Annotated in this window: 17 protein-coding genes and 1 pseudogene; 12 read left to right on the top strand and 6 right to left on the bottom strand. The window is 71.4% G+C overall.

The genetic code is table 11. The features are described from left to right. The first annotated feature begins 173 nt into the window (after positions 1 to 173). Together ACZ5Y0_RS18655 and ACZ5Y0_RS18650 are read left to right on the top strand one after the other, a co-directional pair. A complete protein-coding gene (locus ACZ5Y0_RS18655; RefSeq protein ID WP_469129928.1) occupies positions 174 to 716 on the top strand; it encodes an MOSC domain-containing protein in 543 nt (180 codons plus the stop codon). 384 nt (positions 717 to 1,100) lie between these two features. Further along, positions 1,101 to 1,856, top strand: coding sequence for an esterase/lipase family protein (locus ACZ5Y0_RS18650; protein WP_469129758.1), 756 nt, complete (start codon positions 1,101 to 1,103; stop codon positions 1,854 to 1,856). 81 nt (positions 1,857 to 1,937) lie between these two features. On the opposite strand, the pseudogene ACZ5Y0_RS18645 reads toward ACZ5Y0_RS18650, so the two are convergent. After that, positions 1,938 to 2,453, bottom strand: a pseudogene (locus ACZ5Y0_RS18645) (HD domain-containing protein); the annotation flags it as partial. 243 nt (positions 2,454 to 2,696) lie between these two features. On the opposite strand from ACZ5Y0_RS18645, the gene ACZ5Y0_RS18640 reads away from it, so the two are divergent. The 6 genes from ACZ5Y0_RS18640 to ACZ5Y0_RS18615 all read left to right on the top strand — a co-directional run bounded on the left by ACZ5Y0_RS18640 (position 2,697) and on the right by ACZ5Y0_RS18615 (position 9,135). Next, a complete protein-coding gene (locus ACZ5Y0_RS18640; RefSeq protein WP_469129757.1) occupies positions 2,697 to 3,782 on the top strand; it encodes a GlxA family transcriptional regulator in 1,086 nt (361 codons plus the stop codon). 34 nt (positions 3,783 to 3,816) lie between these two features. After that, on the top strand, positions 3,817 to 4,455 hold the full coding sequence (locus ACZ5Y0_RS18635; protein ID WP_469129756.1) for an HD domain-containing protein: 639 nt from the start codon (positions 3,817 to 3,819) through the stop codon (positions 4,453 to 4,455). 330 nt (positions 4,456 to 4,785) lie between these two features. After that, the gene (locus tag ACZ5Y0_RS18630; protein ID WP_469129927.1) at positions 4,786 to 5,967 is read left to right on the top strand and encodes a PP2C family protein-serine/threonine phosphatase; all 1,182 of its coding nucleotides are present in this window, start codon (positions 4,786 to 4,788) and stop codon (positions 5,965 to 5,967) included. A gap of 28 nt (positions 5,968 to 5,995) precedes the next feature. Beyond that, complete coding sequence (locus ACZ5Y0_RS18625; protein WP_469129755.1) at positions 5,996 to 6,367, top strand: STAS domain-containing protein; 372 nt, start codon at positions 5,996 to 5,998, stop codon at positions 6,365 to 6,367. 169 nt (positions 6,368 to 6,536) lie between these two features. Then, entirely contained in the window at positions 6,537 to 7,028 is a 492-nt protein-coding gene (locus tag ACZ5Y0_RS18620; RefSeq protein ID WP_469129754.1) for a hemerythrin domain-containing protein, read from the top strand. Between the two features lie 1,504 nt (positions 7,029 to 8,532). Beyond that, positions 8,533 to 9,135, top strand: coding sequence for a response regulator transcription factor (locus ACZ5Y0_RS18615; RefSeq protein WP_469129753.1), 603 nt, complete (start codon positions 8,533 to 8,535; stop codon positions 9,133 to 9,135). A gap of 44 nt (positions 9,136 to 9,179) precedes the next feature. Here the strand turns inward: ACZ5Y0_RS18615 and ACZ5Y0_RS18610 are convergent, their stop codons facing one another. The 4 genes from ACZ5Y0_RS18610 to lanKC form a co-directional block, all read right to left on the bottom strand. Continuing rightward, entirely contained in the window at positions 9,180 to 11,171 is a 1,992-nt protein-coding gene (locus ACZ5Y0_RS18610) for an ATP-binding cassette domain-containing protein (protein WP_469129752.1), read from the bottom strand. After that, positions 11,168 to 12,943, bottom strand: coding sequence for an ATP-binding cassette domain-containing protein (locus ACZ5Y0_RS18605; protein WP_469129751.1), 1,776 nt, complete (start codon positions 12,941 to 12,943; stop codon positions 11,168 to 11,170). The genes ACZ5Y0_RS18610 and ACZ5Y0_RS18605 overlap by 4 nt, the downstream gene beginning before the upstream one ends. 173 nt (positions 12,944 to 13,116) lie before the next feature. Beyond that, positions 13,117 to 13,245: a mycelium formation morphogenetic lantipeptide SapB gene (gene ramS / locus ACZ5Y0_RS18600; RefSeq protein WP_006130296.1), complete on the bottom strand. Its 129-nt coding sequence runs from the start codon at positions 13,243 to 13,245 to the stop codon at positions 13,117 to 13,119. 40 nt (positions 13,246 to 13,285) lie between these two features. Further along, complete coding sequence (gene lanKC / locus ACZ5Y0_RS18595; RefSeq protein ID WP_469129750.1) at positions 13,286 to 15,895, bottom strand: class III lanthionine synthetase LanKC; 2,610 nt, start codon at positions 15,893 to 15,895, stop codon at positions 13,286 to 13,288. 753 nt (positions 15,896 to 16,648) lie between these two features. On the opposite strand from lanKC, the gene ACZ5Y0_RS18590 reads away from it, so the two are divergent. From ACZ5Y0_RS18590 to ACZ5Y0_RS18575, 4 genes are all read left to right on the top strand, one after another. Further along, the gene (locus tag ACZ5Y0_RS18590) at positions 16,649 to 16,852 is read left to right on the top strand and encodes a cold-shock protein (RefSeq protein ID WP_045556499.1); all 204 of its coding nucleotides are present in this window, start codon (positions 16,649 to 16,651) and stop codon (positions 16,850 to 16,852) included. 344 nt (positions 16,853 to 17,196) lie between these two features. Continuing rightward, a complete protein-coding gene (locus tag ACZ5Y0_RS18585) occupies positions 17,197 to 18,672 on the top strand; it encodes a DEAD/DEAH box helicase (RefSeq protein WP_469129749.1) in 1,476 nt (491 codons plus the stop codon). A 45-nt stretch (positions 18,673 to 18,717) separates the two neighbouring features. Next, a complete protein-coding gene (locus ACZ5Y0_RS18580) occupies positions 18,718 to 19,122 on the top strand; it encodes a CBS domain-containing protein (protein WP_469129748.1) in 405 nt (134 codons plus the stop codon). A gap of 51 nt (positions 19,123 to 19,173) precedes the next feature. Continuing rightward, positions 19,174 to 19,482, top strand: coding sequence for an SCO5918 family protein (locus tag ACZ5Y0_RS18575; protein ID WP_469129747.1), 309 nt, complete (start codon positions 19,174 to 19,176; stop codon positions 19,480 to 19,482). 456 nt (positions 19,483 to 19,938) lie between these two features. Here the strand turns inward: ACZ5Y0_RS18575 and ppk2 are convergent, their stop codons facing one another. Further along, positions 19,939 to 20,928, bottom strand: a complete 990-nt coding sequence (gene ppk2 / locus ACZ5Y0_RS18570; protein ID WP_469129746.1) for a polyphosphate kinase 2 — start codon at positions 20,926 to 20,928, stop codon at positions 19,939 to 19,941. Between the last annotated feature and the right edge of the window lie 360 nt (positions 20,929 to 21,288).

The following is a 21,288-nucleotide window of genomic DNA, read 5'->3' as shown; positions in this document are numbered from 1 at the left end:
CTCATCGCGGCGCGGCCGCTCCCTCGGCGAGCCGGTACGGACCACGGCCGGCTGACGGGGCGGGCCCTGACAGGATCGCGGCCCTGAGGCGCGGGCCCGCGGTATTAGGGTCGTGGCCGGTCATGGTCATGGAGGCCGTGGCCGGTCATGGTCATGGAGGAGGGGACATGAGGATGGTCGGGATGGTTACGGCGGTCAGCAGTAACGGCGAGTACTCGTTCTCCAAGCCGAACCGGGACAGCGTCACGTTGCTCGCCGGCCTCGGGGTACAGGGTGACGTCCACGCGGGCGTGACCGTCAAGCACCGCTTTCGGGTCGCGCAGGACCCCACACAGCCGAACCTGCGACAAGTCCATCTCCTCCAGGAGGAGCTGTTCGCCGAGGTCGGTGCAGCGGGATTCAAGGTGTCGCCCGGTGACCTGGGCGAGAACATCACCACTCGCGGCATCGATCTGCTCGGCCTGCCGGTCGGCACGCTGCTGCGCATCGGCGATCTCGCAGTGGTGGAGGTGACCGGACTGCGCAATCCCTGCCGGCAGATCGACACCTTCCAGGACGGGCTGCTGAAGCAGGTCGTCGGCCGCGATGAGGCCGGCAACATCGCACGCAAGGCCGGAATCATGAGCGTGGTGAAGGAGGGCGGCGTCGTTCGCCCGGGTGACGTGGTCGAGGCGGAGATTCCCCGGGGGCCGCACCGGCCTCTGGCGCCGGTCTGACGTCCGGGTGACGGGCCGGCCGTGAAACGGCGTCGGCCGGGGTGGACGCCGAGCCCGCTCGTGTGGCCTGGTCCGCGGGTGTGATCTGCCGCGCCTCGGGCTGACCCGGCTCACGCGCCGTGGACGCGGGCATCGCGGTGGCTGGGGGCGGTGACGGCGTCCGGCAGTAGGTCAGCAGTCCCGTCAGTGCCGGGCGTCCAGCGGCTCCTCCGGGTGAACCGGGTCAGTCGTCCCGCGACGAAGGGTTCCTCGGCGCTGCACTGCGCATGGCGAGTGCCGGGCCCGGCCGGGCCACTGGTGATTCAGCCGATGGCGCCCCGGTCCCGCCCCATGACTCTGGTCGGGTCAGGCACCTGATCCCCGCACCTTTGTCAGGAGGGCTCCATGCGTCGTCGTTCCCCTCGCCCCCTTCTCGGCGTGGTCGCGGCCGCCACGGCCGCGTTCACCCTGTTCTCCTCGGCGTCGACGGCAGGTGCGGCCGATGCCGCGGCACCGGCGGCCCGGACCGCGTCCGCAGCGCGATCGGCGGGCACGGCCGAACAACCGCTGTCCGCCGACACGCCGGTCGTCTTCGTCCACGGATACACCGGCAACGCGTCCAACTGGGTCACCGCCATGAGCGTCTTCCGGCTCAACGGCTGGTCCGGCTCCAACCTCTTCGCCTACGAGTACAACTCCTACGGCGACAACATCACCAACGCCCAGGGCCTCGCCAGCTTCGTCAACAACGTCAAGGCGCGCACCGGAGCGAGCAGGGTCGCGATCGTCAACCACTCGATGGGAGGCCTGGTCAGCCAGTACTACCTCAAGGTGCTGGGCGGCGACACCAGCGTCAGCCACCTCGCCTCGATCGCGGGCGCGAACCACGGGACCACGTATGCCGGCGCCTGCCTGATCTACACGACCTGCCGGCAGATGTACCCGGGCTCGTCCTTCATCTCCCAGATCACCTCGGGCGACGAGACACCGGGTGCCACGAGGTACGCCACCTGGTACTCGGCGTGCGACGGCATCATCCTGCCGTACACCAGCACCCGGCTGGACGGTGCGACGAACAACAACGTGCTGTGCCAGACCCACCTCGGGTACCTGGCGGACCCGGTCGTGCTGGGCCAGATCGCCCGCTTCGTCGCGTCCTGACGCACCGTGCGGTGGTGGACCGCCGAGGCGGTGGCCGCGCGGAGGCGGCCGTGCGAGCCGTAGGCCCCGTCCCCGGCAGTGGCCGGGGACGGGAAGCGAGAGGAATCCCTTCTTGAATTCTCCGCGAGGGTGGGCGGCGACGATTTCGTCCACCTGGTCGCGGTCCAGCCCGTCCAGAGCCCATCCGACGGCGTCGGTCAGGACGCCGTGGTTCGTGGCAGCCGTCTCCGGGCCCATGCGACCGGGAATTCCTGGCGTCGTGTGCAGCGCTATCGCCGTCCAGACCACATCGGCGGCGCTCTCGCGGAACCCGCGGTCGAGCAGGAACCTGCGCGCGTGATCGGCCCCGTCGAGCTCGAAGCGCTGCTCCTTCTCGGAGAACGGGGTCAGAAGGCCTGTGTCGTGGAACATGGCGGACAGGTACAGAAGCTCCGGATCGGGCTGCAAGCCTAGCCGTTGCGCGTGCAGGGAACCGAAGAGGAAGACCCGCCGGGAGTGGTGGAAGATGAGCGGGTCGGTCGTTTCCCGGAGAAGACCGGTGGCCTCCGTGGTCGCCGCGGTGTCGGGGATCTCCACGCCTGCGATGATTCCGGTCATGCTGTTCGCGCCTTTCGATGTGACGTGAGGGGAGCGGGCACGGCGTCCCTCGTCCATGCTGCCGTCGCGTGGCCTTCGCCGCCGCAACGGTCCGGACGTGAACCACTCGGATCCAGACGCCGGGCGTACGCCGGACCGCCCCTCCCGCGGCCTGGTCGAGGCGCGGCGGTGGTCCCGGCGGAGCGGGATGGAAGATGTGAGGGGGACTGCCGCGCGGGCCGGACCACACTGGGATGAGAGCACATGGCATCGAAGACGCACACCGTCGGCGTACTGGCGTTCGACGGCATGAAGATGCTGGACCTCACCGGGCCTGCCGAGGTCTTCAGCGAGGCCAATCGGTACGGCGCCGACTACCGTCTGACCGTCGTCTCGGTCGGCGGTGAGCCCGTGTCCTCGTCGATCGGCATGCTCGTACCGGTGGACGCCGCCGTGGCCGACGCGCCGGCCTTCGACACCCTCCTCGTGATCGGCGGCGACCGGCTGCCCGAGGCGCCGATCGATCCTGCCCTCAGCGCTGCCGCGGGCGCGCTGGCGGGTGAGGCGGGGCGGGTCGCCGCGATCTGTACCGGGGCCTTTCTCCTGGGGGCGGCGGGATTGCTCGACGGCAGGAGGGCGACGACGCACTGGCAGCACACCGACGCCCTGGCCCGGCGCCATCCGGAGGCGCGGGTGGAGGCCGACGCGATCTTCGTCAAGGACGGCGCCACCTACACGTCCGCGGGTGTCACCGCGGGAATCGATCTCGCGCTCGCCCTCCTGGAGAGCGATCACGGCCCGGACCTGGCCCGCCGAGTCGCTCGCTCACTGGTCGTGTACATGCAGCGATCCGGTGGGCAGTCGCAGTTCTCCGCCTCGCTTCAGGGGCCGGCCCCGCGGACGCCGGTACTGCGCCTGGTACAGGACGCCGTCCAGGCGGATCCGACAGCGGATCACAGTCTGGAGGGGCTCGCCGCGCGGGTCCGTGTCAGCCCGAGGCACCTGTCGCGCATGTTCCGCGCCGAACTGAGCACCACGCCGATGAAATACGTGGAACTGATCCGCTTCGACATGGCGAAGGCCCTGCTGGACGCCGGTCACAACGCCACCGAGGCCGCCGCCCTGGCCGGCTTCCCCAGCTACGAGAGCCTGCGCCGCGCCTTCGCACGCCATCTGGGAGTCTCGCCGACCAACTACCAGCGTCGGTTCGCCAGCACCGGTTCCGGCTCCCGTCGGCCGGCCTCACCACGACCGTCGTCCGACGACACCGGCCGCGGCACGCATGACCGTTTTCGAGGGCTTGACGGCCATCGGGGAGCGGCGCCGAGGTCCCCGACGCGCGGATCGTGAGGGGACCACGTCAGCCCCGCACAAGGAGGCCACCATGAGTGAAAAGATCGCCGGTGTCGCGATACCGGACAGCACACTGGCCCAGGCCGCGACCGAACTGATCCGCGACACCACTCCTCCTTTGATCTTCCACCACTCCCGCCGTGTCTATTTGTTCGGCAGTTTGCAGGCCGACGCGCTGGGACTCCGGCCCGATCCCGAGCTGCTCTACGTGGCCGCGCTGTTCCACGACACCGGTCTGGTGGCCCCTTATCGCAGCGACGACCAGCGCTTCGAGATGGACGGTGCCGACCAGGCTCGCGCGTTCCTGCTCAGCCATGGCTGTTCCGAGGGCGACGCGGACACGGTGTGGACGGCCATCGCCCTGCACACGACCCCCGAGGTGCCGTACAAGATGGCATCCGAGATCGCCGCCACGACGGCAGGCGTGGAGACCGACGTGCTCGGCCTGCACCTGAGCAGGATCACGCGGGCCCAGATCGCCGAGGTCACCGCCGCGCATCCACGTCCGGACTTCAAGCGACAGATCCTCCAGGCGTTCACCGACGGGTTCCGACACCGCCCGGACAGTACCTTCGGCACGGTCAACGCGGACGTTCTGGAGCACTTCGTGCCGGGGTTCCGGCGTATCGACTTCGTCGAGGTCATCCAGAACTCCGACTGGCCCGAATAGCCGGGCCGACCGGCTGTCGTCCGACGGAGCGCGTACATGTGGCTGAGCCCACGGGCCCTCGCTGCCGGGCCCGTGGTCGGCCACCGGCCGAGCGCGGAGGCCTGTGAAGGGCTGGCCCGAGCCCCAGCGGTACCGGCGTCGTCCTTGCCTGCCGCAAGGCGTGTGGCCTGTGGGGGTGGGTACAGCGTAGAAGGGCTGGAAGGGGCCGTGAAATGGTGAATCTGCCCGTGGCGTGCCCGGCGGTGCCGGGTGGCGGCCTGCCCCCGTTCTGCCCGCTGACGGGGGTGGGGTGTGGTTGAGAGGGCCGCGGCGGCGCCGCTCGTGCGACTGATGCAGGTCAGCCACACCGTCACTCTGGAGCAGCTTCCGGCGTTGATCGCCGAGCACGCCGCCATGGCCGGTATGTACGAGACGGCTGTCTTCGTCGTGGACCTGCGGGAGACGGTGCTGCGTCAGCTCACCGGTGAGGGGCCGGGCGCCGGGGACGGCGGTGAGCGGTTCCCTGTCGAGGGCAGCCTGCCCGGGCAGGCCTATCAGCGCGTGGAGCTGCTCGCCGAGCACGGCAGGACAGGCGATGGCCGAGGCCGGCGACGCTGGTGGGTGGCGGTCACCGATGGTGTGGAGCGTTTGGGTGTGGTGCGGGCCGACACGGACACCGACGACGAGGTGATGCGTCAGGCGCTGCGCGATCTGGCGTCCATGATCGCGCTGCTGCTGCTCAGCAAGCGTTCCTTCAGCGACTCCTACGCCCGCCTGGTGCGTACCGAGCCCATGAACGTGGCGGCGGAGATGCAGTGGCACCTCACCCCGCCGCCCGCCTACGCCGGTCTTGGCGCGACCGTGGGCGCGGTGATGGAGCCCGCCTACCAGATCGGTGGAGACGCCTTCGACTACGCCGTGGCCGGCACCACGCTCCACCTGAGCGTCTTCGACGCCATGGGCCACGACACCACCGCCGGGATCACGGCCAACGTCGCCGTGGCCGCGTGTCGCAACGCCCGCCGCCAGGGCGCGTCCCTCACGGAGACCAGCGAGCAGGTGGAAGCCACCTTGATCCAGCAGTTCGGCACCAGCCGCTATGCCACGGGGATCCTGGCCGAACTCGATCTCGCGACCGGTCGGCTCACGTGGATCAACCGCGGTCACCCACTGCCCATCCTGCTGCGCGGCAACCGGTGGGCCAGCGAGCTGGTCTGCCCGCCGGCCGGCCCGATGGGCGCTGACCTCGGGCTGACGGTGACCGAATCCAGCGAGCAGTTGGAGCCCGGTGACCGTCTGCTGCTGTACACCGACGGTGTGGTCGAGGCCCGCGATGCCGAGGGCGAGCAGTTCGGGCGTGAGCGATTCATCGACTTCGTCCGACGCCACCATTCCGGCGAGCGCACCCTGCACGAGACCCTGCGCCGTCTGATGGCCGCCGTGCTGAACCATCACGACGGCAAGCTCGATGACGACGCCACCGTCCTGCTCACCGAGTGGCGCGGCGGCCACCAGCGGAAGCTGAACCCATGAACGGTGGATCGCGTGGACGGGAGCGGGGATGAGCACCGACCAGCCCGCCTTCCGAAGGGAGCGGGCCGCGCTGGACGTGCACGTGCGCACCCTGGCCGCCGGCCGCCATCTCGTGACGGCCGCGGGCTCCCTCGACGTCCGCACCGCCCGCCAGTTCTCCGATGTGCTACAGCCGCTTCTCAAAGCCGTGGGCCACACCGTGCTCGCCGACCTGTCCGGCGTCACGTTCCTGGATTCCACCGGCCTGACCTGCCTGATCGCCGGCTATCGCACAACCCGGCACACCGGCGCCCGCCTGGTGCTGATCGCGCCCAGTGAACGGGTGCGCCACATGTTGACGCTGACGGGGACGGACCGGGTGCTGCGGAGCTACCCCACCCTCGACGCGGCCCCCGACTGACCGTCTCGGCGGTCGACGGCACGCACCGGGATCGCCGTGCCGGTTCCACTGTGCCCGGGTGCCGGGACGGTGAGAACCGCACCCGGCCGCAGAGCCGGGACCACTGAATTCGTCGGGTGGGGGTAGTCGGTTCCCGAAGGTTCCGTCGAACGAAAGTGATGCCTCTTCCATGACCGAAACACGAGACGTCGTCGAACTCATTCTCCGGGATCACCGCAGAATGGAAGACCTCTTTCGTCTGATGCGCAGCGTCGAAGCCGACCGGGGCGCCGCACTGCGGGAGTTCGCCGATCTGTTGATCGCGCACGCGCTGGCCGAGGAGGAGAAGGTGTACCCCGCCCTCAAGCGCTACAAGAACATCGACGACGACGAGGTCGAGCACGGCGAGGAGGAGCACGAGGAGGGCAACAAGGCGCTCCTCGCCCTCCTGGAGGTCGACGAGGTCGGCTCCGAGGAGTGGGACGAGAAGCTGGAAGAGCTGGTGGAGGCGATCAACCACCACGCCGACGAGGAGGAGCGAACCATCCTCAACGGCGCCCGCGAGAACGTCTCCACGGAGCGTCGGGAGGAGCTGGGAGAGGCCTTCCTCGCGGAACGTGAGCGTCACCTGAAGGCGGGGCTCGGCACGGTGGACAACGTGCGCCGTATCGTCGGCTCCTGACCGCCGACGCGCGGTGCCGTCGGGTCGGGACAGGGCTGACCCGACCCCAGGCAGCTTGGCACGTGTGGCTCGTCGGGGGGTGGCGGACGGGCCGGCGCCGACACCCTGGGGAGCCAGGGATCCCGCGACTCGTTGTCGCGGATGGGGCGGCGGTTCGGTCACCGCGACGAACCGGGCCGGACGGAGGACGGAAGGGTCTGCCGCTGACCGGACGCCGATCGCGCCACCTCGGGCCGAGTCCACAGGACTCGGCCCGAGCATCTTGCCCCTGGTCGGGACAGCTGATCGCCCTCGTACAGGTCTCCTCCCGATCTTCCCGGACCGCTCTCCGGCCCTCGCCGGCGAACGGCCGACAACCCCGTCGGCCGATGATGTCCGCGCCCCGATGTCGGCGACAGGCGGACCGATACGGCGGGGCGGACGGACAGGCTTCCGCTGGCCGGCGCGGAACCCGCGGTCCGGCCGGCGGTCGGCACCGTAGCCTCCCCGGATGACTACCGCCTCCGTGGACCATCTCGCACGTTCCTACGGAGCCGTCGGTGGCCCGATAGCCGAGATCCACTCCGAGCACCGAACGGCGCCGACCCCGTGCATGGAAGGGATCGTGCGCGAGGCGGTCCACCGTCTGGTCGGATGGGCCTGGTGTTCGGCGCCATGACGAGCGTGGCCCGGTGCCCGGTGCCCGGTGCCCGGTGCCCGATGCCCGAGCGCGGAGCGGACTCCCTCGGCGGCGACCGGGCCTGCCCGAAGATGTCGCCGACCACAGCACTGGCGTCTGCCCAGCTCCCACTCTCCGCTCAGCAGCGAACGGGACGATTCGCCGAACCGCGACCCGGCGAGGAGACGGCTCCGGTCGTCCGACCGGCTCGTCGCGTTTCCGGGCCGGCCGGTGCCACGGCCGCGGTGAGACCGATCGCGGGCCCCGCCGCCGGGCCGACGTTTGGCCGGATGGCAGGCCAGGGACACTGAGGCGATCACCCACGGCCGCTGGTGGCCTGGGTCGGCCGCGGCGAGGTGCCTTCCGTCGGGACGATGCGTTCCCGGTGATGAGCGTCGCCGACGGGCCGCCGCCGGCTGCGAACCCTCTCCGGTGGGGGCGGTGGGTTTCGCGCCAGATTGGAAGGAGACTGTTTCCGGCCGGTCACGTGTGGTGGCGAAGCGCTGTCCGTTACCGATCGCTCCGCGGGGTACGGCCGGTCCGGGTCGGCAGCTCGCGGCCGTGGCCAGGAAGCCCGGGACGGTGACATGGGCGCGGCGGTCGGCCTTCCGGTCGCCCATGCGTCGGTTCGGGTCGCCGGTCGGCGCATGTCTGCGCCGTTTTCCGCCGCACGGGCATCGACTTTTCGCTGCCTTCCGGGCGCTGGAATCGGCGGATTGCCTCCGGTGCGCTCCCACCGCGCTTGTGTGCCGTGTTCCCCCGCGACGGATCAGGGCAGATGCCCCTGGTGCGGGAGGAGCCCAGGCGGTCGTCCCGCGAAACAGCTGCTGACAAGGGGTGGGGGACATGGTTCGTATTCTCGTGGTGCACGACGAAGAACTGCTGCGCTCGGCACTGGTGCAACTGCTCAGATCCGACGACACACTGGAGGTGTCGTCCATGTCCCCCCGCGCCGACGTGACGGCTCACGAGGTGTCGCCGAGGGACGTGTGTGTCGTGGACGGCGAGTGCCTACAGGGACCGGGGGAGGGGGAAGGGCACGACGCACCGTTCTGGGAGAGATGCGGCAACCTGCTCGTCGTCCTGACGACCCCCAAGCGTCCTGGTGTTCTCCGCAGGGCGTTCGATGTCGGCGCGCTCGGGCTCGTCGACAAGAACGCCCCAGCCCAGCGGCTGATCACGGCGGTGCACACCGTGGCCAAGGGGGAGCGTTTTCTCGACGCCGCCCTCACCGTGCCCCTGCTCGAAGGTTCGGTCATGCCACTGACGGCCCGCGAGCTGAGCGTGCTGTCCCTGGCGGCCGAAGGGGCGCCGATGGCTGAGATCGCGGCCCGACTGCACCTGTCCCGGGGAACCGTCCGCAACTACATGGCCACGGCGGTCCGCAAGATGGGCGCCCGCAACCGGGTCGACGCGATACGCATCGTCCAGGACGGCGGGTGGGCCTGACGGACCCCGCGGTGCGGTGACCGTACCCGCACGGCGCACGGCCTTCAGGTCTCGCGGTGGGTACCGCCGTTCCAGTGGCCGGTCAGGTCACGGTAGAGGGACGAACGGACCAGCACCTCCTCGTGCTTGCCGCACACGGCCTCCACGCCGTCCAGCACCAGTACCCGATCGGCCCGGACGGCCGACGACAGGCGGTGCGCCACGACCAGCAGGGTCCCCGGTCGCCCCGCGAGTGCCTCCTCCGCCTGTGCCTCGGAGGCCGGGTCCAGATGGCAGGTGGCCTCGTCGAGCAACAACAGGGGTGCGGGTGACAGATGCGCGCGTGCCAGCGCGATCAACTGCTTCTCCCCTGGAGACAGTTCGCCGGGCCGGACCGAGCCGTCGAGTCCGCCCAGGCGATCGACCAGCGACCGCAGGCCGAGGGCCCGGACGGCCGCGTCGACATCCTCTCGCCCCGCGTCCGGCCGCAGATACGTGAGGTTGTCGCCCACGGTGCCGGAGAAGACGTACGCCTCCTGCGGCACCAGCGCACGGAGCGCGGCGAGTTCGGGGGCAGCGCGCCCGGTCACCTCCCGTCCGGCCACCCGTACCTCGCCGCTGCTGGGCGCCAGCATTCCCGCGACCAGACGGGTGAGCGTCGATTTCCCGATGCCGCTGGGCCCGACGACGGCGAGATGCTCACCCGGGGCGACGCGCAGGTCGAGCGAGTCGAGGACCGGCTCGGCGCGGACGCCGTAGGACAGGGTCACGGACCGCAGCTCCACCGCCGCCGGCCGTCCGCCGGCGGGGGGCCGCGCGCGCCGGGTGGAGGCAGGACGCGGCGGGTCCGCCATCGTGGGAGACGGGCCGCGGCCCCCGGCGTCCGGAGCGGGTACCGGGGGATGGCCGTGAGCCGTCGATGTCACGGCCGCGCCGGCGAGGCCGTGACTGAGCTTCTTCTGCTGGGGGGTGGGGGCGGAGCCGACGGTGGCCACGGCCGACTCCGGCCCTGCCGACTGCGCGGGCTCGGGCCGCGTGCGGGCCGTGATGGTCGGTGGTGGCGCGGGACCGGTGATCCGGTCCAGGACGACCAACAGGCGGGCCCCCGCCGCACCGAGCGCGGTCATCAGGGTGTGCAGGGCGGGCAGCAGCGACTGGACGAGGTAGGTGAAAGCGCCCAGCAGCGCGCCCGCGGTCACGCCTCGCCCGCGTAGCCACGGCACCGCCGCCAGCAGCGCCAGCACGGGCAGGTGGCCCGCCACGCCGAGCGCCGCCGTGCGCACGGCCGCCCATCCGGCCAGGGCACGGGATGCCGCGGCGGCATCGGCGACCAGGTCCGCGCCGCGCCGCGCCGTCTCGGGGCCGGTCCCGCAGGCTGTGAGATCACGTAACGCGGCCCGGGCCCGGGCCGCGTGGTCGCCCAGCGCCTCGTCGGCCGCCAGGGCGCGCCGTTGCGCCGCCGCCATGGGCCGCAGCGTCGCCAGGAACAGTGCCAGGCCGCCCGACAGCGGTGGCAGGACGACGACGACAAGAGCCGGGTGCAGGGACAACAGTCCGAGCAGTGCCCCGGCGGCGGTGAAGAGGAACGAACGCAGGGTGAGGACCAGACCGGCGAAGCTGTCCCGGGCGATCTCGACCTGATTCGTCAGCCGGGAGACGGCCGCCCGGTCCGTCCCGCCGGACCCGTCCAGGGCCTGGGCCATGGACCGGTCGACGGCACGCCCCACCAGGCCGTCGCGCAGCGGCTCCGTCAGCCCGGCCAACTGGGCGAAGACGCCCCGGATCACCGGAGCGCCGAGCAGCACCGCGACCAGGGCGACCGCGAGCCACAGCAGACCCGTTCGAGTGTCACCGGCGAGAAACCCCTGGTCGACGGCTTGGGCGACGCCGTATCCCACCAGGAAGGCCTGCCCCGCCTCCGCCAGCGACCAGACCCCGAGCCGCGCCAGCACCCCCCTGTGGCGGGCGAGGAAGCGACGGGCCTGCGGCGCGATCCGGCGCACTGCCCCCGACCCGTCATCGGCGTGGTGCGCACGATCGTCCCCGGAGCGGGTCACGGCCGTGCCTCTTCCGGCTCGGGCAGCTGCGCGGGTCCGTCACCCGGCGCCGGGGACTCGATGCCGCCGACGCCGAAGACCGCCCGGTAGTCGGGCACGTTCCACAGGTCGCGGTGCGACGCGACGGCCCGCACCTTTCCGTCGTCCAGCCAGATCACCGCGTCCGCCCGGCCGGCCACCGACGGGCGGTGCGCGACGACCAGCCGGGTCCCGGGCCGCAACGACCGGCGCAGCGCCCGGTCCACCTGGTGCTCCGTGGCGGTGTCCAGGCTGGACGTCGCGTCGTCCATGATCAGCAGCCGTCCGGCGTGCGCGAACGCCCGTGCCAGCCCGAGGCGCTGGTGTTCGCCGCCCGAAAGCGGCGCGGCGGGCAACGGGGTGTCGTATCCGTGCGGCAGCCGGCGTACGAAGCCGTCGGCGTCCGCGGCGAGGGCGGCCTGCCGTATCTGCTCGCGCGAGACCGGCCGCGGCCCGGTGGCGACCGCTTCGGCGACCGTCCCCTCACCCAGCACCGGACGCTCGAAGGCGAAGGCGACCTCGGTGCGCAACGCCTCGCGGCTCAGGAGGTCGAGGCGGACCCCGTCCAGCAGCACGTGTCCCTCGTCGGGGTCGATCAGCCGCCCCGCCACGGCCGCCAGGAGGGACTTCCCCGCCCCGCTGCGGCCGACCACCGCGGCGGTGCTGCCGCCTGGTATCCGCACGCCGTCGGCGACCAGCACCTCCCTGCCGTCGCGCACCACCCGCACACCGCGCAGTTCGAGATCCCCCGGGCCGTCCGGCGGCAGGACCCACGTCCCGTACGCCAACGCGGGCAGCCGTTCCAGTGCCAGGGTCCGGCCCCGCGCCTCGCGGCCCCGTACGACCGCGCCCAGCAGTGAGGCTGCGCCGCCGATGCCGGCCGTCAGCTGCGCGTACCGGCAGGCGGCGAGCAGGTCACCCACGCTCAGGGCCCCCGAGGCGAGCCGCAGGCCTCCGACGGCGGTGGCGGCCAGGATCAGCAGGGGCACCAGGACGCCGCTCCTGCCCAGTGCCCGTCCGTGCAGCGCCCACATGCGCCGGCCCAGGGTCGCGAGTTCCGTCAACGGCGCGAGGACGCGCGCTCGTTCACGGGCGGCGGTCCCCGCGGCGGCGATCGTCGCGGTACCTTCCAAGGTTTCCAGCAGGCGGGACGCGATCTGTGACTGCGTGTGCTGGTAGGCGGCCACCGACGCACCGGTGTCGCGGGTGAACGTCCTGAGCACCAGCGCCAGGGCGGGCAGCCCGGCCAGCACACACACCGCCACCCACACGTCGACGACGGCCAGCGCGGCGAGCGCGCCCATCGGGGTGAGCAGCGAGGCCGCCAGCGCCGCCCGGGCCGCCGGGGCGCCTCCCGCGTCGGCGGCGTTGAGGGTCAGCCGGGTCCCGACGTCCCCCGGCGTGAATGGGCGCGCGCGGTCCGGTACGGCGCCCAGCAGTCCGGCGAAGGCGCGGGAGCGGATGGCAGCCGTCCAGCCGGCGGTGCAGCGACCGGTGAACAGCGCGGTGAGGCTGTCGAGCAGCATTTCGCCGACGAGCAGTCCAGCGCTGAGCGTCAGCCAGCGTCCCGCGTCACCGTCGCGCAGCAGGAGGTCGAGTGTGCGGCCGAGCACGAAGGGCTGGGCCACCGCCGCCGCGGCCGCCCCGGCCGAGGACAGCAGCACCAGCAGTTCGGGCGTGCGCCCCGGCTTAGTGCCGTCGGCTCGGCCGCCCGCCGCGGACACCCGCCGTTTCCGTGGCCTGGTCGTCACCACCCCACGAATCCCCTTCCGTCCGTCCTGCCGTCCCGGGACCCCGCTCGCGCACCGCGCCAAGGCGCGTGGCCCGGATGTCCGCGCGAGCAGGCACCGGTGCCCCGGGCAAGAGCCTGGGGCACCGGTGCCGAGCGGCGTCGCTCACCGCGTCGCCGCGGCGGTCAGCTCAGGCGTCAGTTACAGGTCGTGACGCTCAGGCTGCTGTCGCCGCAGAGCAGCAGGCTCGCGCGGCTGCCGGTCTCGACGTCCCCCATGGCCTCTTCCTTCGGGGTCTCCATCGACTGCAGGTCAAACAGGTTCATGACATCTTCCTTTCCTGTGGCAACGGATCCTGCTCTTTCATCACGACCCCTGATGGGGCCGAGTCCGGGGCCGCCGCGCGGTGGACAGCGGCGGGAGGAACGGCAGTGCGGCGGGCGGGTCGCCGTGGACGGAGGCGACCGCCAGCAGGCATCCGGCCGTTCCTGTGGAAAGGTCCATGGACAGGCGCATCATCTGCTCACCGGGGAAGGCGAGCCGGCCGCGGTAGGACATGGCGTGCCAGGACAGCGCGTCGAGCTGGCGTCGCAGGGCCTCGGGTCCGGTGCCCGGTGCCGTGGCCGTGGTGCGACCGAGGTACAGCACCATCCCCGCCACGCCGCGGTAGAGACTCGGCTGGGCGTAGAACATGGCCTGTGCGGCGGCCACGATCTCGTTCCTGGCCCGCTCGAACTCGTCGTCGTACCGGTGCGCCAGATAGTCGTCGAGCACCATGCCGATGCCCACGCTGCCCGCGCCCAGGTAGGGCATGGTGCGCCACCCCTCGTCGACCTGCAAAGCGCCGCCCGCGCCCCGGACACAACGGGCCAGGTCCCGGCGCAGCGCGTCGCGCGCGAGGTCCAGCAGCGCGGAGTCCCGGGTGCGTTCGTACAGCCGCAGGAAGAGCAGGGCGCTGCCCGCCGCGCCGTGCAGCAGGCCCGCCCGTTGCCGGGCGGAACCCTCACTCCCGGCCGGCAGGCCGCGGGCGGTCAGCTCGGCGCAGCGCAGGGCCGCCGAGCGCAGCGCGGCGTCCCGGGTGGTGGCAGCCAGCGAGTCCAGGGCGAGCCCCAGCCCGGCGGTGCCGCTGTGCAGGTCCGGGGCCAGGTGGTCGAAAGGCTGCTCGAGGAGCAGGTCGGCGAGATCGAGGGCACGGTCGCGATGGCCGAGGTACTCCAGCGTCCAGACGATCCCCGCGAGGCCGTCGTGGAAACCGAGCGGCATGCCCGAAGGCGGTTGCTTGGTCCGCTCCAGCAGCCACTGCTCCTCGTCCTCGCTGCGTTGCGCCCCGCTCTCGGCGAGGGCGTACAGCACCCCCGCCGCGCCGTGGCCGAAGGTCAGACCGCCGCCGGCCGTGGCGAACTGCGCGATGTCGCCGGGAAAGAGGCGGTCCGTGCGGGACGGCGTCGCGGAGGCGTGGATCGCCGCGGCCATGGACTCCCGGCTGAGCGGCCAGTCGCCCGGTCGGATCGCCACCAGCGGCTCGGACGTCCCCCGCACGGCGGGCGCGCCGGCGGCGTCGGCCGTGATCTCGTCGACCGCCGCGTCGAGGAAGGCGCGGTCCACCGGGAACTGGTCGGCCACCACGTCGGCGAGATGCGCCGCCTTGCGCCGGTCCAGCGCGAGCAGACTGGTGAGCGGGAGGAACAGCGCCAGCCGCAGGCAGGCCAGCGCGTACCGGTCCACCGCGACGCCCCGCCGGTCGGAGGGCGCCACGAACCCCGGGTTCGCGACGGTCTGCCGCCCGGGTTCGTCGATCTGGTGCGCCGCCTCGAAGTCCAGCAGGACGACGCTGCCGTCGTCCCGCAGCATGATGTTGAACAGGTGCAGATCGTTGAAGACCACGCCCCGCGCATGGACGTCCTCGACGGCCCGTTCCACGCGGGCGTGGACGTCGAGGGCCCAGGCGGTGTACTCGGCCAGCCGCTGCTCACCCGGCGCGGCTTCGATGAGCGGGTGGCGGCGAGCGAAGAACGTGTTCAGCGGCTTGCCGTCGATGTACTCCAGGACGAGGAAGTGGTGTTCCCCGACCGTCAGGTGATCGAGCACCTCGGGGGTGCAGTCGAGTCCCGACAGACGTTCCAGCGCCCGGCGTTCGCGGTGCAGCCGTGTCACGGCGTCGGCGCCGTCGGCCGCCAGCCCGGCGTGCGGGCGGGCTTCCTTGAGGACGACCCGCTCGCCGGTGCGGGTGTCACGGGCGAGGTAGACGCCGCCCCCGTTGGAGAAGTGCAGCGCCGACTCGATGGTGTACGGGAGGTCGGCAACGGTCACCGCGGAGCGGGCGTCGAGGTGCGGGCGCAGGAAGGCGGGCACGTTCACCCAGTCCGGCACCCGGAAGACGGGGCCGCGGAGATCGGGCACCAGCACTCCGTCGGGACCGGTCACGGCAGGCCGCAGCTCGCCGCTCGCGTCATAGCAGTTGCGGCGGGTGAAGCCGCCGTAGCGAACGTGCACGGGGCCGTCGCCGAGCCGCAGGTCGCTCAGGATGTGCGGCCCGGGCTCACCGACCAGCAGGGCCGACAGCTCGCCCGCAAGCTGTTCGAACCGCGCCTCGTCCGCCGGGTACACGGTGATGAACTTCCCGCTGCCGGCCCGGTCCGCGTACTTGGCGTTGCGCTGGTGCAGCAGATAGCGGCTGGGAACGAACTTGAAGGCCGTGCCACCGGCGACGCAGTGCCGCCAGACGCGTTCCAGCACGGACTCGGCGTTGTCGAGGCAGGCGGAGACGTGGATCTTCCAGCCCTGGTCGGGCAGATCCACGTCCACCGGACGCAGGGCGAGCCAGTCCCCGCTCTCGTTGCGCTGCCATCCCGACGGGACGGGCAACGAGGCCGCGGCGTACCGGGACCGTCCGGAGGCGGTCCGGGCATCCCTGCGGTGCGGAGCGTCGTAGAAGTACGGGTCCGCGTCGCAGTACACGGCATAGCCCTTGTTCACGCCTTCTCCCTCCCACCGATCGCTGACCGGTAAGACGTTGTCACGCCGCTCACCGGCCCGCACAGTTGCCGCTGTCATCAATCCGACGTGCGGAACGCACGGGTAACTTCGCCGGGCGGGCACCCGGTCCGTCGGTGCGGGCGCTCGCCGCACCGCACGCCATCGCCCGGTGTGCCGCCTGCTCGACGGCGTCCCCACGGTCGGTGCGGAAACACCCGATGCCGGCCGGCCGGAGGCGCGCGCGTCCCCTGGCGCACGGGGGTGGCCAGGCGGCCTTCGCCGGCTGTCGAACCCCATGCCGTTGCGGCTCGGCCCACTCTCCGGACGTCCTCACGGACGGACGACGCCCGCACTGCGACTTCGCCTCGTCGTGCAGTGCGCCCGAGCAGGCGGACGGGCGGGTACGGCGCCGGGCCCGGTCCTGGTTGCCGCTGTGGGCGCCGTACTCCCAGAAACGTTGCACCCGGAGTGAATCAATATCTGTGCCCATGAGATGAGAGTTCAACGGACCATGCGGTGAGAGATTTTGTCGTGATGAGTAGAGTGGGAGAATTCGACGAGCACGGGCCGTTCCGGCGTGCTACTGTCGATCTCAGTTGCAGTTGTGGTTCCCAAACTTCAAGTGCCCCCATTCGGCTACTGCCGGTGGGAGCACTTTTGTATGCCGGTCATTTGTCGGGCGGGGTAATCATCACGGCGACATGGTGTCCGCGCAGTGCGGATTCCGATGTACTGCCCCAAAGGAGATATGACATGGCTGCTGGTACCGTGAAGTGGTTCAACGCGGAAAAGGGCTTCGGCTTCATCGAGCAGGACGGTGGCGGCCCCGACGTGTTCGCCCACTACTCGAACATCGCCGCGCAGGGCTTCCGCGAGCTGCTCGAGGGCCAGAAGGTCACCTTCGACATCGCGCAGGGCCAGAAGGGCCCGACGGCCGAGAACATCGTTCCGGCCTGACGCTGACGCGCACTTCGTAGCTGGGGCCCGCATCCTTCGGGGTGCGGGCCCCAGCTGCACGCGTCTCCCGCGGCGGTTCCACCCGCGGGGACGACTCGGCGGACTCCGGAGTCCCACCCTGTGCGGCTCGTCCCTTCGCGGTGCGAAGGCGTCCCGAAGGACCGCACCGGAGTCGACGCCAGGACTGCACGCCTCCATCGCTTCACCCATTTCAGCACCTCTGCCCGCGTGATTTCAGCCGGCCAGGTCTGCTCTCTTTTGCTATCGGTCCATACTTGTAATTCTCCGTGCCGCTCATCGCTGCGGAAATTCCTTGATATGCGCCGCATCGAGGAAGGTTCCGCATGAACCGCGCACGTACGAACGACCGCTCGTCCCGCACGCGTTACGGCAGTGTCGACGCAGGGAAGCGCGGCAGCCGCTTCGACTCGCAGACACCGCGCCGCTCCACCGGTTACGGCCGTCGGCCCGCCGCGCTACAGGGTGAGTTCGCGCTCCCCGAGACGATCACCCCCGCGCTGCCCGCCGTTGCGGCGTTCGCCGATCTCGCCATGCCTGAGCAACTTCTGGCCGAACTCGGCAGGCAGGGCGTGACCGCACCGTTCCCGATCCAGGGCGCGACGCTGCCGAACTCCCTGGCGGGCCGTGATGTCCTCGGCCGCGGACGCACCGGTTCCGGCAAGACCCTCGCCTTCGGCCTCGCCCTGCTCGCCCGCACCGCGGGACAGCGTGCCGAGCCCCGACAGCCGCTGGGGCTCATCCTCGTACCGACGCGGGAACTGGCGCAGCAGGTGACCGACGCGCTCACCCCGTACGCCCGCTCGGTCAGGCTGCGGCTGGCCACGGTCGTGGGTGGGATGTCGATCGGCAGGCAGGCCGGCGCGCTGCGGAGCGGGGCCGAGATCGTCGTCGCGACCCCGGGCCGTCTCAAGGACCTCATCGACCGTGGCGACTGCCGGCTGAACCACGTGGGCGTCACGGTGCTGGACGAGGCCGACCAGATGGCCGACATGGGCTTCATGCCGCAGGTCACCGCGCTGCTCGACCAGGTGCGTCCGGAGGGACAGCGAATGCTGTTCTCCGCCACCTTGGACCGCAACGTCGACCTGCTCGTGCGCCGCTATCTCACCGACCCGGTCGTGCATTCGGTCGACCCCTCGGCCGGCGCCGTCACGACGATGGAGCACCACGTCCTGCACGTCCACGGCGCCGACAAGCACGCCGCCACGACCGAGATCGCCGCCCGCGAGGGCCGCGTCATCATGTTCCTGGACACCAAGCACGCCGTCGACCGGCTCACCCAGGACCTGCTCAACAGCGGTGTCCGGGCCGCCGCGCTGCACGGCGGCAAGTCGCAGCCGCAGCGCACCCGCACGCTGGAGCAGTTCAAGACGGGGCACGTCAGCGTGCTGGTGGCCACCAATGTCGCGGCGCGCGGCATCCACGTCGACAACCTCGACCTCGTCGTCAACGTCGATCCGCCGACCGACCACAAGGACTACCTCCACCGCGGAGGCCGTACCGCCCGCGCCGGCGAGTCCGGCAGCGTCGTCACCCTCGTCACCCCCAGCCAGCGCCGCGGCATGGTCCGCCTCATGTCGGACGCCGGAATCCAGCCGCAGACCACCCAGGTCCGCTCGGGCGACGAGGCCCTGAGCCGGATCACCGGCGCCCAGGCACCGTCCGGCATCCCGGTCGTGATCACCGCGCCGGTGGTCGAGCGCCCCAAGCGCAGCGCCTCCTCCCGAGGTCGGCGCCGCCCCTCCTCGTCTACCCGGCGCGCATCCGGGCGCCCGCCCGTCTTCGACGCGGCGGCCTGAACCCTCGTGACCGGGAAGCCGATTCGACCTGCGCAGGAGGCACCTTTGACGCTGATTCAGACACCGCCCCACCCGGCGAGCGCCAACCACCCGCACAGTACGGTGGTTGCCGTCTTCGACGCGGCCGAACCGCAGGTCTGTGACGACATGAGCGTCGAGGTGGCGCTTGCCGTCATGGCCGCCGCACGCACGGACCGACTCCTCGTCTGCGATCAGGACGGCCAGAGCACCGGCGTGGTCACCCGCACCGAACTCACCGCCGTCCGCCACAGCTCCGCGTACACGGACCGCGTCCGTCTGCGCGACACCCTCGGCGAACACGGGACCTTCACCTCAGCCGTGACCACTGCGGCCGAAGCCGAACACGTCACGCGCATCCGTCGGCTCGGTGTCCTGCCGGCGGTCGGCGAGCAAGGCAGCGCCCTGGGCGTCCTCGCCCTTTCGCGCTGAACCGTCTCATCCCCGGTCGGACCGTTCTCCCCCCTTTCTCTGTGAGGCCTCATGCGCTGCGTCATCGCCCGCTTCCCCTTCGAACTCACCAAGAGCGGTGTGCTGGATTCCATGAAGGGCGTCAAGCCCGAAGCGGCCATCGGCGAGATCGTGATCATCGGCCGCCGCCACTACCCCGTCAAGCAGGTCGGGCAGGTCATCACCCGCCAGGACCGGCGTGACTTCACCGCCGCCGAAGTCCTGCGGGCCATGACTCGGCTCGGCTTCACGTGCCGCACTCTCCCCACGGCCGCACCGGTGCGCATCCTCGACTCGGTCCAGCGGGCTTCCGCGATGCTGGGCACCCCGGTAGCCGTCTGACCTCGAGGGAACAGGCACCGAACGAACACCCGGACCGCGTGTGGGCCCGGCCGGCGCGCACCGGCCGGGCCCACATCGCGTGCGGCCGGGTCTCCGTCGCAGTGGTCCGCTCGCCTCGGAAGGCGGAAGTCGCCCGCGGTGCGGATCAGACCGCCGTCGATCACCACGCGATCCGTCCCGCCGCCCCCTCTTGAGGCCCGGGCTGTGCGTGGCCGGTTCACCCACGACGCCAGGCCGCTCGTGCGCCTGGCCGGCCGGGTGACGACGAGCAACGGATCGTCGGTCATGCGGCGACACAGGCGGATTCCCGGAGTCGGGCATCGGGCAGGTGGTGCGTTGCGACGCAGAGCCCTCCGTGCGGCCGACCTGGGGTGGGCGGCACCACCGGAGGGCGCCCGCGGCTTCCCCCGCACGTCGATCGGGAACCGGCACCTCCGGCCTCCCCGCTACGTGCCCCTACCGTGCACTCCTGTCCGAAGGGGCCGTGGTCTTCGTGGCGGGGTGGTTGCCCGGCCCGCCCGTCTGGGCGGTGAGCGGAGTCGGGGAGAGGACGCTGTCCTCCTCACCCGGTTCGAGGAGGGTGGCTGCTGCGCCGACGATGAGCGGATCCGGCTCGCCGACGGTCTCCGCGTCCTTCGCCGCGTAATCGATGCGGTGGAGCAGACTGCGCATGGCCTCGAGGCGAGCACGTCGCTTGTCGTTGCTCTTGACGACGGTCCACGGGGCGTGTTCGGTGTCGGTGGCCCGGAACATCTCCACCTTGGCGGTGGTGTACTCGTCCCACAGATCGAGGGACTCGACGTCGGTCGGTGACAGCTTCCACTGGCGGACCGGGTCGACCTGGCGGATCGCGAAGCGCGTCCGCTGCTCCGCACGGGAGACGGAGAACCAGAACTTCACCAGGAGGATGCCGTCCTCCACCAGCATCCGCTCGAACGACGGGCACTGTTCCAGGAAGAGTTCGTATTCCCGCTGGGTACAGAAGCCCATCACGCGCTCGACTCCCGCCCGGTTGTACCAGGAACGGTCGAAGAAGACGATTTCTCCTGGTCCGGGGAGATGGTTGACGTAGCGCTGGAAGTACCACTGCCCCTTCTCGCGCTCCGTGGGCTTGTCCAGAGCCACGATGTTGGCGCCACGCGGGTTGAGACGCTCGGTGAAACGCTGGATGGTGCCGCCCTTGCCTGCGGCGTCCCGGCCTTCGAAGATCACGACCAGGCGGCCGCCGGTCTCCTTGATCCAACGCTGGAGTTTGAGCAGCTCGATCTGGAGGACCCGCTTGCGGCGCTCGTAATGCTTGCGCGTCACTTTGTGGTCGTAGGGGTAGTTCTCCCGCCAGGTGGTGATCGGTTCGCGGGCGCCGTCGAGGAGTATCGGCTGTTCGGGCCTACGGTCGTCGACCGTCAGACCGGCCAACAACCGTGCCTCGGTCTCATCGCCGTCCATGTGGTCCTCGCTCCCTGCGTGGGCGGTCGCTACTTCTGGGTTTCATGGGAGCGATTGCCCGAAACATCGCAGCTCTCACCTGAACGGACGAGGGCCGCTTCACGCGGCGGGGGCCCCGTCGACGGGGGATGCCACCGTCCGGTGTCTGACGAGAACGCGGGGTGGTCCGGGACCCTGCCGAGGCGCCGGACGGTGCCCGGGGGCCGGGGAGGAAGAGCGGTGGTGCGACGCCGAACGCGGGAGACGGCCGGGGGGGGGGGGGGGGGGGGGGGGGGGGGGGGGGGGGGGGGGGGGGGGGGGGGGGGGGGGGGGAGGGATGGGGGGGGGGAGGGGGGGAGGGTGGGGGGGGGGGGGGGGGGA

The organism is Streptomyces sp. NPDC033216, from assembly GCF_055577115.1.
Note: the sequence above shows the minus strand (reverse complement) of the source record. Positions and strands in the feature narration are given on the sequence as shown.